Origin of the sequence: Crossiella cryophila (genome assembly GCF_014204915.1) — a bacterium.
In the GTDB taxonomy this organism is placed as follows: Bacteria; Actinomycetota; Actinomycetes; order Mycobacteriales; family Pseudonocardiaceae; genus Crossiella; species Crossiella cryophila.
This window is the reverse complement of the sequence record NZ_JACHMH010000001.1, coordinates 9,292,002-9,305,108: the sequence shown is the minus strand read 5'-3', so window position 1 is coordinate 9,305,108 and position 13,107 is coordinate 9,292,002. Positions and strand designations below refer to the sequence as shown.

The following is a 13,107-nucleotide window of genomic DNA, read 5'->3' as shown; positions in this document are numbered from 1 at the left end:
TTCAGGGTTGGAAGTGGTCTTGTCGTCGGGCGTGCCGGACAAGGGATTCGTAGCGGTGGGTCCGGCCGTACAGCCGCCACTTCTGCACCAGCCACAAGCTCCAGCCGAAGGGCACGGCGATGACGGCGTAGACGAACAACGACGGCAGGTGACCGCCGAGCAGGTTCCCGGCGGTGGTGGAGAACTCCGCGCCGAAGGCCTCGCTGACGCCGCGCGGGCCGGATCCGGCGATCACGGCCAGGGTCAGCTTCACCGCGGTGGTTCCGGCGCAGAGCACGGCGACCCAGCAGCGGGTTTCGTGCCGGATTTCCGCCGCGGCGTTGACCAGCAGGCAGGAGGCGGCGATGCCGGTGATCAGCAGGTACAACGCGACGTGCAGCACGGCCGGCGAGCTGGTGAACGCCGAGACCACCCACACCACCGCGCCGAGCACGATGTGCTTGATCGAGGTTGCTGGGACGTTGACCGCGGTCTTGACCTGGTGGGGTCCACGAGCGGTCGAACGCAGCGCTCGGCCGAGCAGGCGCAGTGCAAGCTCGGAGCTGGGGCGGCGTGGGGTGGTCACGTTCGTCTCGATGTGACCTTGGCGGCGGCACGGCGCGCGGCGCGGATGTCCAACCGTGCAAGCACGATGCAGCACACCGCGAGCACCAGGATGGTGATGTGGTTGAGCGCTGCCAGCAGGGCGGCGAGTAGTCCATTGAGGATCAGCACACCAAGGGTGTGGACGGCCTGCATCGACGCCTCCGTTGTGAGCCGTGTTGTCGGCCGGGCAGGTAACGCGGCGGCTAGCCGTTGGGCGGCAACCAGATCCGCTTGACCTCGGCTGGGTCGTAGCCGGCGGACTTGACGAGTGGGCCCCACAGCGCGTCGTCCGCGCCGTCGTCGCGTCGATGGACTGCCACGACCAGGCTGGACTGCTCGTCCTTGGCTCGGGCGCGGGCCAACAGGTCTTGCATCAGCTCCGGGTGGTCAGCCAGCCAGGGCAGCAACCAGCGGGCCGGAAGCCTGGGGCCGGTCAGTGGGCGGCTGCTGAGCAGCGGTACCTGGTCTGGTCTGCCGGGATGGATGCGGAGGTGGTGATCACGACCAGCGTGTGCGAGTACGCGCAGAACGGCTTGACGGAGGTCGTCGTTCGCCTGGTTCATGGCGTCGAGTGCACGTTGGGCAATCGAGGGCCGTCGGCTTCCGAGTCGAGCGCCGACCTCGGTCGCGAAGGCGCCCAGTTCGTCGGTGACGGTCAGCACCTCGGCGTGTCCGGGGTCGTGCAGGGTGACGAGGTTGTGCTCGGCGAGCTTGTCCACCAGGCAGGTTCGTTCCGCGGTCATGCCGTCTCGGTCAAGCTGCGACCGCGTCCAGAGCGAACCGCTCCACAGATCTCGTAGAACTGTTTCACCCCAGCGTTTCTGGTAGCTCCGCGACACTTCCGGCCAGCGGGAGCCAGTCAGGGCCGGTGCGGGTTTCGGTTTCGGGACAGGGGTGTCGGGTGTCGACTTCTTCGGTGGCTTCGCAACGCCGGTCTCCACCCAGCGGCGATACCAGTCCGGACGGCGGAACAAGGTGGGTAGCGCTCCGCCGCCGGACGTGATGTGGTCGGCGAGCCGGACCGCGCCGCGGGAGAGTTCGCGGCGGTCGTTGGCGCATTCGCTGAGCTGGCCGGTCAGCTTCTGCACCTGTTCCTCGTAGTGGTGCAACCGGTCGAGGTAGACCGCCTGGTCGGCGTTGCGTTGTTCGGTGTGCTTGGCCAGATCGGCTTCCAGCGCGGCGTTGCGGGCGCGCAGAGCGGTCAGCTCGTCCTGGACAGCGCGCTCGGCGCTGTGGCGGAGTTCTCCGTCGCGCATCTGGTCCCACTGCGCCATGGCCGCGAGCAGTGTTGACTCGGTGGTCTTGGGTCCCAACGGAAACCCGTCCTTCTTGAGGCGTTCGGTGCGCAGTGGGTGGCGGCTCTTGAGGTAGCCGATGACGCCGTGCCGGAAGGCGGCCAGCGCGTCGGCGTGGGAGACGGCGGCCTCGTAGAAGGCACGGCGGGCGAGGACCTCGCGATTGAGCACCAGGGCGTAGTCACGACACCCGACGCATTCGGGATTGTGCCGGAAGGTGGCCGGGGGGTCGGGGACTGTGTTCACCGCGGTGCCTTGTCCAGGCGGAAGCCCGCGGCGCGGAGGTGTTGCTGGTAGTCGCGGAGGTAGTCCATGAGCAGCTCGGCGTAGCGGGTGTCCAGGGTGCGGGCGGCCAGCAGGGCCTGCTGCTGGTCGGTGGCGTTGGTGGCGGCGATGGCGCGTTGCATCGCCTCGTAGTGCTGGTTGAGCGTGCCCACGACGGTGGCGAGCTTGCCGTGGCTGGAGCCGAACGGCTCGGGGACGCGCTTCTCCTCGCGCATCCTGGTCAGTTCGGAGCTGGTCGCGCCGAGCAGTTGCCGCATCGTGGCCAGCGACCGGCGAACCGGTTCGGCGGCCAGGTTGCGGGTGTTCTGGCTGAGCACGGCGCGCATGGCGGTGTCGTTGCCCAGCAGCTCCTCGGCGACCGCGTCGATTCGCTTGACGTAGTCGGCACTGCCGGACTGTGGGGAGGTCAGCACGAGCGCTTGGCCGTCGAGTTCGCGGGTGACCACCGCGCCGACCGCGGCGGCGACTGCCACGGCGAAACACAGGGCACGGAACGTCGACCAGGCCCGACGTGGTCGCGGCTCGGTGGGCATCTGGATTACCTCGTCGGCTGGGATGTCAAAGGGGACATCCTGCTCAGCTAACGCATCGCGGGGAGAGGGGCATCGGAGCCGCCGATGGCGGCTCCGATGCCCACAAACCGCATCCTCATGAACATGACCTCAGTCATTTGTCCACTGTGGACAGATATTCGTCAGCGTGCCCGCCGTGCCAGTTCCGCACGGTGCAGCACCCGCACTCCTCGGTCGGTGTTTCTGATCCAGCCGCGGGTGACGAACTGCCGCATGGCCAGGCACACGGTCTCCCGGCTGGTTCCGATCAACTCACCGAGTTCACGCTGGGTGAGGCGGTGATCGACCGTGATCGTGTCACCGTCGGCGGTTCCGAAGCGATCCGCCCAGCCCAGCAACAGCTTGGCGAGTCTGCCGGGGGCATCGAGGCGGACCTGGTCGATCCGCCGCTGCTCAAGCTCCCGTAGGCGGTCCTGGCGCTCACGAGCCAGCTCCAGGCCGACCGTGGGCACGACGATGCACCACTTCCGCAGCACGGAGTAGGGAAGACTGCCGGTTGTCACGTGGGTCACCGCGATCGCGGTCTCCTCGCGGGGACCGGTGTCGAGGCCCGGCAGCACGCCGAGTAAGTCGCCCGGACCGAGCACTGCGAGCAGGTACGGTGTCCCGTCGGCGAGCGGCCGACTGACCTTGACCCTGCCCGTGCGAATGATCTGCAGCCGGTCGCCGGCGTCGCCTGCTTCGAACACCGGCTCCGCGTGCGCGTAGGTGTGGAACCACATGTCCCGCCGTAGCGCTGACGCCTGTTCCGGCCGAAGTCGCCGGAACAGGCAGGAAGTGGCGAGTTCGGAATTCAATGGTGTTGCCACGGCCGCACTGTTGTCGATGATCTTCATGTTGTCCCCGGCACGCCAGGGCTCTGCGGAGCGGCGCTGCCGTTCCGCAGAGCCGCCAGGGGGTCTTCACCACCTTCAGGACAAGGTCGTGGTTTACGCCCCTGGCGTGGAGCGGGTCGGCCGGGTTCAGCGGATCCGGCGGGCCAATGCCTCGGGATCCAACAGGACTACGCCGCGGCGGCGAGTCGAGAGCAGCCCGAGGCGGGTCAGCTCGGCCAGCGCTCCGTGCACAGCCTGACGGCTGGCGCCGATCAGGTCTCCGAGTTCGGTGTGGTCGAGGTGGTGCTTCAACCTGACCGTCCCGTTGTCCGCGGTGCCGAAACGGTGGGCCAGCAGGAGAAACAACTTTGCCAGCCTGCCTGTGGCGCTGAGCGAGACGCGGTCGGCGAGTCGTTGCCCGGCCGCGACCATGGCGGCGTCGTGATCACGCTGGATCTCCCTGCCGATGGCGGGCTCGCGGCCGGCCCAATCAGCCAGCGCCGCACAGGAGATGCGGGCGACGGTGACCAAGGTCGCCGCGGTCGCCGTCGTCGTGTGGACACCTGGCGTGAGGTAGGGCTCGTCGCCGAGCAGGTCGCCCGGCCCGGCCACAACCTTCAGCTGCTGGACGTCACCACCTGTCGTCTGGCTGATCTTGACCTTGCCGTCGCACAGCACGTGCAGGTCGGCACGGGGATCGCCTTCCCGGTGGATCACGATTCCCGGCAGGAACCGCGTGCGGGTCAGCTCGTCGGCCAAGGACTGTGCCTGCTTGGCGGGCAGTCCGCGCAGAAGGCATGATCCGCCCAGTGCTGGATGGCCTCCGGGTTCGGTCGGGTTGTTGTTGTCGTGCATGGTTTCCCCGGCGAGCCAGGGCTTCGTGAGTGGCGGTCTGGCCGCGAACACGAAGCTGCCAGGGGTGTCCACCACCTTTGTGACGCGATCGTGGAACGCTCCCCTGGCCGGAAGCGGATTGGGCAGCGACCCGAGGGCCGCAGGGCACGCTGTGGAGGTATGCGGGTACGGGTCCGCGTTCAATCGCGGACACGCGGGGAGGTAACACGGCCGTGCCCTGCTTGGGTTCGCCCACGACTCCAGGCCCACTGTTCGGCGAGGGCGAGGAGTGGAACGATCAGCAGCGATGGCCACCCGAACCGAGGGAAGGCGAACAGTGCGATGGTGACCGCGCAGCCCAGGAACACCAGGCCGGCCCAGAATCGGTGGGCATGCCACTGCGCGCCACCAGGGATGATCAGTCCAATTAGGACTCCAAACATCGGTTTTCCTTTCGTGTCAACGGTTCAATCTCTGGTTCGATCACCACGCGTTCAAAGCTGGCCCGAAGTGCGGTCCCGATCTCCTGCCGGAGTTCAGGTGCCAACTCGTCGACAACGGAGTCCAGCTCTTCAAGGTTCCGGTGCAGGCGGCGCCAGAGCTGGCGACCGGGTGGAGCCGGCGGTCTGTCCGGCACCACCTCGTCGCGGATGGTCGCGGGACTGGCGGCGGGTGGTTCAGGGGGGGTCAATTGACCCCCCCTGCTCGCTTCCGCGGACGGCGCGCCGGCGGACTGCTCGCGCTCTGGTTCAGGCTCCGGGACCGGAGTCGGTGCCGGATTCGGCAGCTCGCCAGTCTCGGCGAAGCGGTGTTCCAGTTCGCGGTCGTGAGCGAAGGCGCTCGCCGTCACCCAGGTGGCCGCCGGGGTGTTGAGCCACTGGGCGACCTCGGGCAGCCAGTTCATCCCGCGGTCGCGCACGGTCCGGTACACCCGCCAGTAGCGTTTCAGGGTGGCTTCGGGCAGGCGCATGATCCGGCCGATCGCGTTGCGGCTACACGAGCACGGCGGGTCGGCGAGCCTGCCGATGGTGTTGAGGGTTTCCAGGATTGTGAGCTGCTTGCGGTGCGCGTTCTCCGATGCCTGGGCGCGGATGAACACGGCCATCAGTTCGTCGTTGGCTGTCCGGGCGTCGACGAAGGCGGGGATGGTCTCCCGTCCGAGTTCCTGGAAGGCCAGCCTGCGGCTGTTGCCTTTGATCAGGGTGTAGGTGTCGTCGCCGTTCGGGTTGACCTCGATGGGGTGCAGCAGACCGAATTCGTCGATGTTGGCCGCCAGACTGGTGATCTCCTCCGGCTTGGCGTCGACACCGCACACCTGCACGCACCGGGTGATCGCGGACAGCGGGATCGGAACCGCGACCCGTTCCGGTTCACCGTCTTCCAGCTCGCCCAGCGCCGAACTGGTGTCGGCCGCGCCGAGGCCGCTCAGCATGTCGGTCATGCCAGCCTGCCTCGGACCCACGCGGCCAGTTCGGCCGACGCGCGGTGGGTGGCCTGGGCGTTGCCGACGGCGAAGGGGCTACGGCTGTTGAGCACCGCGTTGGCGACCCACCCGTCGTGTCCGATGTGGACGGGGCAGAGCTGGAGCCGCCCGGCGCCCTCGTGCTCGATCAAGCGGTCGAGCAGCACCATTTCGCTGCGGTCCTTGCGGATCCGGTTCACCACGACGTGTACGGCGTCGCATCGGGCAAGCCGCGTTAGTTGCTGGTAGGCGCTGAGCAAGGTACGTACGCCGAAGGCGTTGGCGACGACGCACAACACGAGGTCGGCCTGCGTGAGCAAATCGAGGGCTCGGGGATCGGGCAGCTTGACCGCGTCGACGACCACCCAGGGGATTCCGGCCCCTGCCGCGGCCTTCCGGATCCGGTCCGGGTCGAAGAGGGGCCGGCCGGTGGGGCGGTTGAGTTCCCGGTCAGGTGCCAGGTAGTAGCAGTGGGCGGAGGTCGGCACCTCGCACAGCACCTCGCGGTGCGGCAGGGAGCCCAGCAGGAAGTCCTTGACGGTCCCGGCTGTCCGGGTGGGCACGGCCAGGATCTGGGCGCCGTCTCCCTGCGGCTCCAGATCGGCGAACAGGGTGGGTTCGGTGGCGGCCAGGCCGTGGGCGAGCAACGCGCACAGGTGGGTCCCGCCCACTCCGCCCTTGAACTTCGCAATCAAGATGATCTTTGGGTTCTTCACGGTGACTCCTTGGCTTTGATGACACGGACTCACCTGGAGAGGTCGGGACTGCCGCGGCCAGCGCGGCAGTCCCGACTGTCGAAGACGTGGGCGAAGCACTCCGGCGCGGCGCGACCCTGCGCACCGCGCTCCGGATCGGACTGGTGGAAGCGGCACCGCGGCCTGCCATCAGCGGCGAGTGGTGGCCGGTCTGGTGGGCGCTGGGCGAGTTCGGCTGGCTCGACGACGCGCTGCTTGACAGCCTTGATCGCTGCCAAGGCCCAGGTTCTAGGGTTCCGTCGCTCCGGTTGGTCCGGCGCCTGTACCGGATCGGATGGCTGGTCCGCGACCGACCGCCGGGGCGTCCGGCCCGGCCGGTCCGGGTCACGCCGCAGGGCCTGGAGGTGATCGGCGAGATCCCGGCGGGTGCACCGGCGTGGACGGTGTCGAACAGCGAGGTTGCCCGGCGGGCCTTGGCGGCTGTGCTGCCAGTCCGCGGCTGGGCCGAGGTCCCGTCGCTGTGCCGGTTGGTCGCCGAGGCGGCCGCGTGCTGGAACCGCTTGGTCCGGGACGCAGACGTGCGGGCGGCGGTCCAGGAGTGGCGCAACGCCGGTTGGCTCACCGACGGCGCCCCGGTTCCGGGGCGTTGGTTGCTGAACCCGCTTGGCCGGCGTTCGGCTCGCTCAATCGCGAACGCGACTGGGACGGCTCCGCCCCGCCGACCGCGTCAGCAGGACGAGGAACACGATCGTCTGCTGACCAACACGGTCCGTCGGCTTCTCGCGGTGCGTCCGGGCTTGGTTGGCGTGGTCCGGATCGCCCGCCGCTGTCCCGTGGCCGGGCTGGGCGGACCGGGGTGGATTGTCCCTGACGCAGCGGTCGGATTCCGGTGCGAGGATGGTGATCGGGTGCTGGTGATCGAGGCCGAACGGCATGGGCGCTACGACGGTCTGGTCCGGCACATCCGGCAGTTGCGGCAGCTGGCCGAGTTCTGCCCGGCCGAGACGATGCAGGTGGCCGTGGTGTGCTCGCGCCGGACTCCGGGACGGCTGGCTGCATTGAGTGACGCACTTGCCGAGCCGGGGATCCCGTATCGCTTCCAAGCGGTGGTCACGACCCCGGTGCTCCTGCCTCGTCAGCTCCTTGACTGGGGTATCGATGGCGACGCGGTGCCCATTCCACCGCCCTGGTGACCACTACGGAACTATCCAGGCATGGATGTCGCAGCAACGCCCTGAACTGCGTCAACGACTCAGTTGGACCTGGTGAAACTCATCGTAATATGGGCCTTTGGCCCATATCTTTTTTCGGCGGCCTTGGCCGCCGTGCTTTTCGGGGGCGCGGCATTTTGCCGCGCCCCCGCGCGTGACTACTTTCAGTAATCAGCGGGGTGACATTCGGGCAACGGGTGGTGGAGCATGTGGTTCTGGCGGCCGGATCCAGGTTCCTCCTGGTCGGCCTGATCGCTGATGTCGGCGAGCCTCGGAGCAGGTGCCCGTCCACCTCTGGCCGGGCGCGGCCTCATGGGAGCCGTGCTGACATGCCACCGGTGGCATCCCCCGGTACGGACTTGCTGAGCACTGCTAGCGGTGCTGGACGAGCTGCGCGGCGCAGCGTCGCACTGGGTTGAGGCGGGGACCTGCTCCACATGGGTGAACTGGATCGTCCTGCCCCGGAGTTCCAGCAGGCCGGGGCGCGGTGCCATTACCGTGTTCCGGTATCACGGACAGGGGGCGATCCGGGTGGCAGAACCTCCAGACCAGGCTGACCCGCCGGTTCCCGCGAATCCGCAGGTGCACAACCAGCTGACGGTGACGAAGAAGACGGACCTGGTGGTGCAGGCGAACAGCATCTCCGGGGGCGTGCACCACCACGGCTGGCGCAGCCCGCGGGTGCTGCTGGTCGGCGCGGTGGCGGGCGCGGTGCTGCTGGTCGCCGCCTTCGTGCTGGTGCGCTGGCTGGCCACCAGCGGCACGTTGCAGGTGACGGGGAACCCGCTGGCCCCACCGCCAAGGGCACGCGAGCTCGGCATCCTGGCCGGCCACACCGGAATGATCAACACATTGAAGTTCAGCGGGAACGGCCAGGTCCTGGTCACGGCGAGCCTGGATCAGACCGTCCGGATCTGGGACGCGGCGAACCGCAAGGAGCTCGGCATCCTCGCCGCCTCCGGGCTCACCCACGGCATCGCGGTGAGCCCGGACGGGCGCACCGTGGCCCTGGCGCCCTCGGGTAACGGGGTGCAGTTCTGGGATGTGGCCAGCCGCAAACAATTCGGCGAGTCGCTCACCGACCCCGTGGCCATGCCCACCTTTCCGAAACTGCCTGGCATGACCATGCCGCGCATGAGCCTAGGCCTGCCAATCGCGGCCATGGCCGTGGAGTTCAGCGCCGACGGCCGGCTGCTGGCCACCGGCGAGGTCAGCGGCAAGGTGCGGTTCTGGGACGTGGAAAGCCGCAAACCGGTGGGCAAGCCCCTACTCGGCCACACCTTCGCCCTCACTGCCTTGGCCTTCAGCGGGAACGGCCGGGTGCTGGCCACCACGAGCACGGACAACACGGTGCGCCTGTGGGATGTCAGCACCTACCAGCAGCTGGACCAGATCCCCATGCGGTCCGGTCACGCGCAGAGCGTGGCACTCAGTCCGGACGGCCGCGTCCTGGCCTACGCGCTTCCTGATGGCACCACGCAATTCTGGGACGTGGACAACCGCAAGCAACTCGGTGAGCCCATCAGCAACTCAGCCACCAGCCTCTCCTTCAGTGCTGACGGCAAGCGGTTGGCCACCGCGGGGCTGTCACCGGCGGTGCGGGTGTGGGACGTGGCCACCCGGGAGCCGCTCGGCGACCCGATCGGGCCCAGCAGCGCGACCACCAGCGCGGCGTACAGCCCGGTCGGACAGGTGCTGGCCACCGGGATGCTGGACAACTCCGTGCGGTTGTGGGACATGACCGGCCTGAGCTGATCAGGCCCCTCCCTGGTCCTGATCGGCGAACCGGGCCAGCAGCTCACGCAGATGAGGTGCCGCCCCAGGACGACCGGGGCGGCACCCCTCGTCACCGCGTGGGCTTGGGGAAACCACGCGAAGTGTCAGACGAACAGCCACTTCTGGTTGTTGCCGGTGTGGCAGGTGAACTGGTTGGCCACGTTGAAGTCAGCGGTGCCGCTGAACCCGATCTCCAGGCACTTCCCACTCTGCTGGTTCCGGATGGTCACGCCGCCGGTGGCGGACCGGATGATCCAGCGCTGGTAGTTGCCGCCGTGGCAGGCCCACTGGTTGGCGACATTGAAGTCGGCCGTGCCACCGAAACCGATCTCCAGGCATTTACCGCTGTGCACGTTCTTGATCAGGTTGTACCCCTCGCTACCGATGGGCTCGATGGTCCACTTCTGGTTGTTGCGACTGTGGCAGGCGAACTGGTTGGCCACGTTGAAATCGGCCGTGCCGCTGAAGCCGATCTCCAGGCATTTGCCGCTGTGCGCGTTGCGCAGGATCGAGGTGGACTGCGCGCCCGCGGGCGCGGCCGGCGCGGCGCTGGCCAGGCCGGGCACCACCAGCAGCGGCAGGCCCGCGAGCAGCATCGCGACCCGGTTCCTCGGCGACTTCTCTGATCCCATGAAGGTCTCCTCATCGACTGGAGTGATCATTGGCCCGGTGCTCCGGGCCGTGACGCTCCGTAGGATGTGGCACCACGAAGGCCGAGCGGATCAGGGAGTTCCCTAGTGCTGCGACGCCCAAGGACAGCTGGGGGACCAGTGCCACTGGTGGGGCGCGCTGAGGAACGGACCCGGATCGCTGCGCTGCTAACCGCCGCTGACCAGGGACGCAGCGGAGTGCTGGTGCTCCGCGGCGAGGCGGGCATCGGCAAGACGGCGCTGCTGGACTTCGCGGTCGAACAGGCCGGGGCGCTGCGGGTGCTGCGGACACGCTGCGTGCAGACCGAGGCCGATCTCGCCTTCTCCGCGCTGACCGACCTGCTGCACCCAGCCGCGGACGTGCTCGACCGGCTGCCGCCACCCCGGCGGCGCGCGCTGCGAATCTGTCTGGGGATCGAGGACCCGGACCAGACCAGCCCGGCCAGCCCGGTGACCACCGGCCTGGCGACCCTGGACGTGCTGGGCGAACTGGCCCCGGCGCTCGTAGTGATCGATGACATGCAGTGGATGGACGCTGCCTCCCGCGACGCCGTCCTGTTCGCCGCCCGGCGGTTGCACGGCGAAGGCGTCGCGCTGATAGTCGCCGAACGCCCAGGGCACGAGGAGACCGCTACCGCGCCGGTGCTCCACCTCCCCGGCCTGAATGTCGAGGCCGCGGGCGAGCTGGTCGCGGTGGTCCGGGGCCGCCCGCCCGGCCCGGTCCAGCTCCAGGAGCTCATGCGGCACAGCCAGGGCAACCCGCTGGCCCTGATCGAGCTGGCCAAGCAGGGCGACCGGCGAACCCGGGACCCGGCCACGGCCGTGCTGCCGGTACCGGAGGTGATCGCGGCGGCCTACCGGAGTCGGCTCGAACGGCTGCGGCCGGGCGTGCGGCGTGGGCTGCTGGTCTGCGCGGCCAGTTTCACCGGCGAGGTCCGGGAGATCGCCGCCGCACTGTGCCACTCTGGACTGCGGGAGCTTGCCGAGGCCGAGGACGGGGGCCTGGTGACCATCGGCGATCGGATCGAGTTCGTGCACCCGCTGCTCCGCTCGACCGTCTACCACGACGCCTCGCCCAGCCAACGGCGTGCCGCGCACCAGCGACTGGCCCAGACCGGTGCGGAACCCGGCTCGGGACACCGGGATCAGCGGGCCTGGCACGCTGCGGCGGCCACGCTCGGCCCGGACCCCGCCGTCGCGGACGCGTTGGAGCGGCTCGGGGAGGACAGCCGGGTGCGAGGCGCGTTGCGGGAGACCCACCGTGCCTTCCTCCGCGCGGCAGAGCTGAGCGTGGACGATGCCACCCGGGCCCGGCGGGCGTTGGCCGCGGCGACCGCCGCCCAGCTGGCCGGGCACATCGAGGCCGCGGCGGACGCACTCGACCTCGCCCTGCGTGCCGCACCCGGCCCCCGGCTGCTGGCCGAGATCGAGCAGGTGCGCACCCAGATCGGCTTCACCAGGTCCGCCCCCGCCGAGGTCTTCACCGCGGTCTCGGGCATGGCAGGCAACGCCGCCCAGGACGCCCCGGACCTCGCTGCCACGCTGTGGACCACCGCCGCCGGCATCGGCGCCGTGGCGGGCCTGGTGGCCCAGGCGAGCCAGGCGGCCGAACACGCCTGCCACCTCGCCCGCGGCGAACAGTCCACAATGGACGCACAGGTGCTCCGGGCACACACGCTGCTGCTCACCGGGGACTCGGCGTCCGCACGGCGGATCCTGGACACCTGGACCACCCGGTTGGCTGCCCGGAACCCCCTGGAGCACGGCACCGAGGTCTTCGGGTTCGCCACCATGGACCTGATGTGGCTCGACGACCACACGACCGCCCGCGCCATCCTGGTCTCCGCGATCACGGAGGCCCGCCGGGCCGAGGCCCTGGAACGCCTGTCCAGCCTGCTGTCCGTGCTCGCCGACCTTGAGGTGCGTCTGGGCCGGTGGCACGCCGCCTACTCCGCGGCCGCGGAGTGCCAGACCACCGCGGAGACGCTGGGGCAGCCGCTGCTGGCCGGGTACGGCGCGAGCAGCCTGGCCCGGGTCGACGCCGCACAGGGCAACCAGCAACAGTGCCTGGAGAACGCCGGGCGGACGCTGGCCCTGCTGCTGCCCGCGGGGGCGGACCTGGTCACGCCGTACGCCGAACTGGCGCTCGGCCAGCTATGGCTTTCCCTCGGCGACCACGACCGGGCTGCCGACCAGCTCCTGACCCTCGCTCGCCGGGTGCACGGACTGGGGGTGGTGAACCCGGTGGTCTTCCCCTACCACACCGATCTCGTGGCGGCCCTGTGGTACTCCGGGCGCCACGAGGAGGCCTCGGCCGCCGTGGCCGACCTGGACCGCGAGGTCGGCCGCTGCCCGACCCCGTCGAACCTCGCGACCCTGGCCCACTGTCGCGGCCTGGTCACGGCCGAGGAAACCGAGACGCGCCAGGCCTTCGAGGATGCGCTCACGCTGAATACCCAGCTGGGCAACGACTTCACCACTGCCCGGACCCGCATGGCCTATGGGGAACGGCTGCGGCGTGCCCGTCGGCGTTCACTCGCGCAGGAACAGCTCACCCAGGCCGCGGCGGCGTTCGAGCGGTTGCGGGCCACCCCATGGCTGCACCGCGCGAACGGGGAACTACAGATCGGCCTCAACCGCCCCCGGCAGGACATTTCCACGCTGACCAGCCACGAGACGCGGATCGTGCACCTGGTGGCCGATGGTCTGAGCAACCGCGAGATCGCGCTAAAGCTGTTCCTGTCGGTCAAGACCGTGGAGTACCACCTCGGCAACGTGTACCGGAAGCTGGGCGTGCGGGCCAGGGTCGAGCTGGTCCGCCTCTGGTCCGGGACCTGACCGTGCACCGTGCCAGGGACGAACTTGTGCGGCGCGCCAGGCCGACCCCGTCGGCACGTCCGGCGCAGCCACGACGCCGTCGGCGCCCG

Annotated in this window: 12 protein-coding genes; 3 read left to right on the top strand and 9 right to left on the bottom strand. The window is 69.4% G+C overall.

Translation table 11 applies throughout. The features are described 5' to 3' along the window. Window position 1: 1 nt before the first annotated feature. The 8 genes from HNR67_RS39910 to HNR67_RS39875 all read right to left on the bottom strand — a co-directional run bounded on the left by HNR67_RS39910 (window position 2) and on the right by HNR67_RS39875 (window position 6,564). Window positions 2–565, bottom strand: coding sequence for a hypothetical protein (locus tag HNR67_RS39910; RefSeq protein WP_185008692.1), 564 nt, complete (start codon window positions 563–565; stop codon window positions 2–4). Further along, on the bottom strand, window positions 562–738 hold the full coding sequence (locus tag HNR67_RS39905; RefSeq protein ID WP_185008690.1) for a hypothetical protein: 177 nt from the start codon (window positions 736–738) through the stop codon (window positions 562–564). Before HNR67_RS39905 ends, HNR67_RS39910 begins: the two co-directional genes overlap by 4 nt. Before the next feature lie 50 nt (window positions 739–788). Then, a complete protein-coding gene (locus HNR67_RS39900; RefSeq protein WP_185008689.1) occupies window positions 789–2,126 on the bottom strand; it encodes a hypothetical protein in 1,338 nt (445 codons plus the stop codon). After that, a complete protein-coding gene (locus HNR67_RS39895; protein WP_185008687.1) occupies window positions 2,123–2,698 on the bottom strand; it encodes a hypothetical protein in 576 nt (191 codons plus the stop codon). Before HNR67_RS39895 ends, HNR67_RS39900 begins: the two co-directional genes overlap by 4 nt. A gap of 161 nt (window positions 2,699–2,859) precedes the next feature. Continuing rightward, window positions 2,860–3,573 carry a Crp/Fnr family transcriptional regulator gene (locus HNR67_RS39890; RefSeq protein WP_185008685.1) on the bottom strand — a complete coding sequence of 238 codons (714 nt, stop codon included), beginning with the start codon at window positions 3,571–3,573 and terminating at the stop codon, window positions 2,860–2,862. A 126-nt stretch (window positions 3,574–3,699) separates the two neighbouring features. Further along, complete coding sequence (locus tag HNR67_RS39885) at window positions 3,700–4,479, bottom strand: Crp/Fnr family transcriptional regulator (protein WP_185008683.1); 780 nt, start codon at window positions 4,477–4,479, stop codon at window positions 3,700–3,702. Window positions 4,480–4,813: 334 nt separating this feature from the next. Beyond that, a complete protein-coding gene (locus HNR67_RS39880) occupies window positions 4,814–5,827 on the bottom strand; it encodes a ParB/RepB/Spo0J family partition protein (RefSeq protein ID WP_185008681.1) in 1,014 nt (337 codons plus the stop codon). Then, window positions 5,824–6,564 carry a ParA family protein gene (locus HNR67_RS39875; protein WP_185008679.1) on the bottom strand — a complete coding sequence of 247 codons (741 nt, stop codon included), beginning with the start codon at window positions 6,562–6,564 and terminating at the stop codon, window positions 5,824–5,826. Before HNR67_RS39875 ends, HNR67_RS39880 begins: the two co-directional genes overlap by 4 nt. 86 nt (window positions 6,565–6,650) lie before the next feature. Between HNR67_RS39875 and HNR67_RS39870 the strand changes: the two genes are divergently transcribed. Both HNR67_RS39870 and HNR67_RS39865 read left to right on the top strand, forming a co-directional pair. Beyond that, window positions 6,651–7,736, top strand: a complete 1,086-nt coding sequence (locus tag HNR67_RS39870) for a hypothetical protein (protein ID WP_185008677.1) — start codon at window positions 6,651–6,653, stop codon at window positions 7,734–7,736. Between the two features lie 618 nt (window positions 7,737–8,354). Beyond that, window positions 8,355–9,509 (top strand): WD40 repeat domain-containing protein, encoded by a 1,155-nt coding sequence (locus tag HNR67_RS39865; RefSeq protein WP_185008675.1) that lies wholly within the window; start codon window positions 8,355–8,357, stop codon window positions 9,507–9,509. 125 nt (window positions 9,510–9,634) lie between these two features. On the opposite strand, the gene HNR67_RS39860 is transcribed toward HNR67_RS39865, so the two are convergent. After that, a complete protein-coding gene (locus HNR67_RS39860; protein WP_185008673.1) occupies window positions 9,635–10,162 on the bottom strand; it encodes an RICIN domain-containing protein in 528 nt (175 codons plus the stop codon). Window positions 10,163–10,228: 66 nt separating this feature from the next. On the opposite strand from HNR67_RS39860, the gene HNR67_RS39855 reads away from it, so the two are divergent. Continuing rightward, window positions 10,229–13,018, top strand: coding sequence for a helix-turn-helix transcriptional regulator (locus HNR67_RS39855; RefSeq protein WP_312989162.1), 2,790 nt, complete (start codon window positions 10,229–10,231; stop codon window positions 13,016–13,018). Window positions 13,019–13,107 lie beyond the last annotated feature (89 nt).

Coding starts and splice junctions, on each gene's coding strand:
- HNR67_RS39905 (WP_185008690.1), bottom strand. CDS start 738: ATGCAGGCCGTCCACACCCTTGGTGTGCTGATCCTCAATGGACTACTC.
- HNR67_RS39895 (WP_185008687.1), bottom strand. CDS start 2,698: ATGCCCACCGAGCCGCGACCACGTCGGGCCTGGTCGACGTTCCGTGCC.
- HNR67_RS39890 (WP_185008685.1), bottom strand. CDS start 3,573: ATGAAGATCATCGACAACAGTGCGGCCGTGGCAACACCATTGAATTCC.
- HNR67_RS39880 (WP_185008681.1), bottom strand. CDS start 5,827: ATGACCGACATGCTGAGCGGCCTCGGCGCGGCCGACACCAGTTCGGCG.
- HNR67_RS39860 (WP_185008673.1), bottom strand. CDS start 10,162: ATGGGATCAGAGAAGTCGCCGAGGAACCGGGTCGCGATGCTGCTCGCG.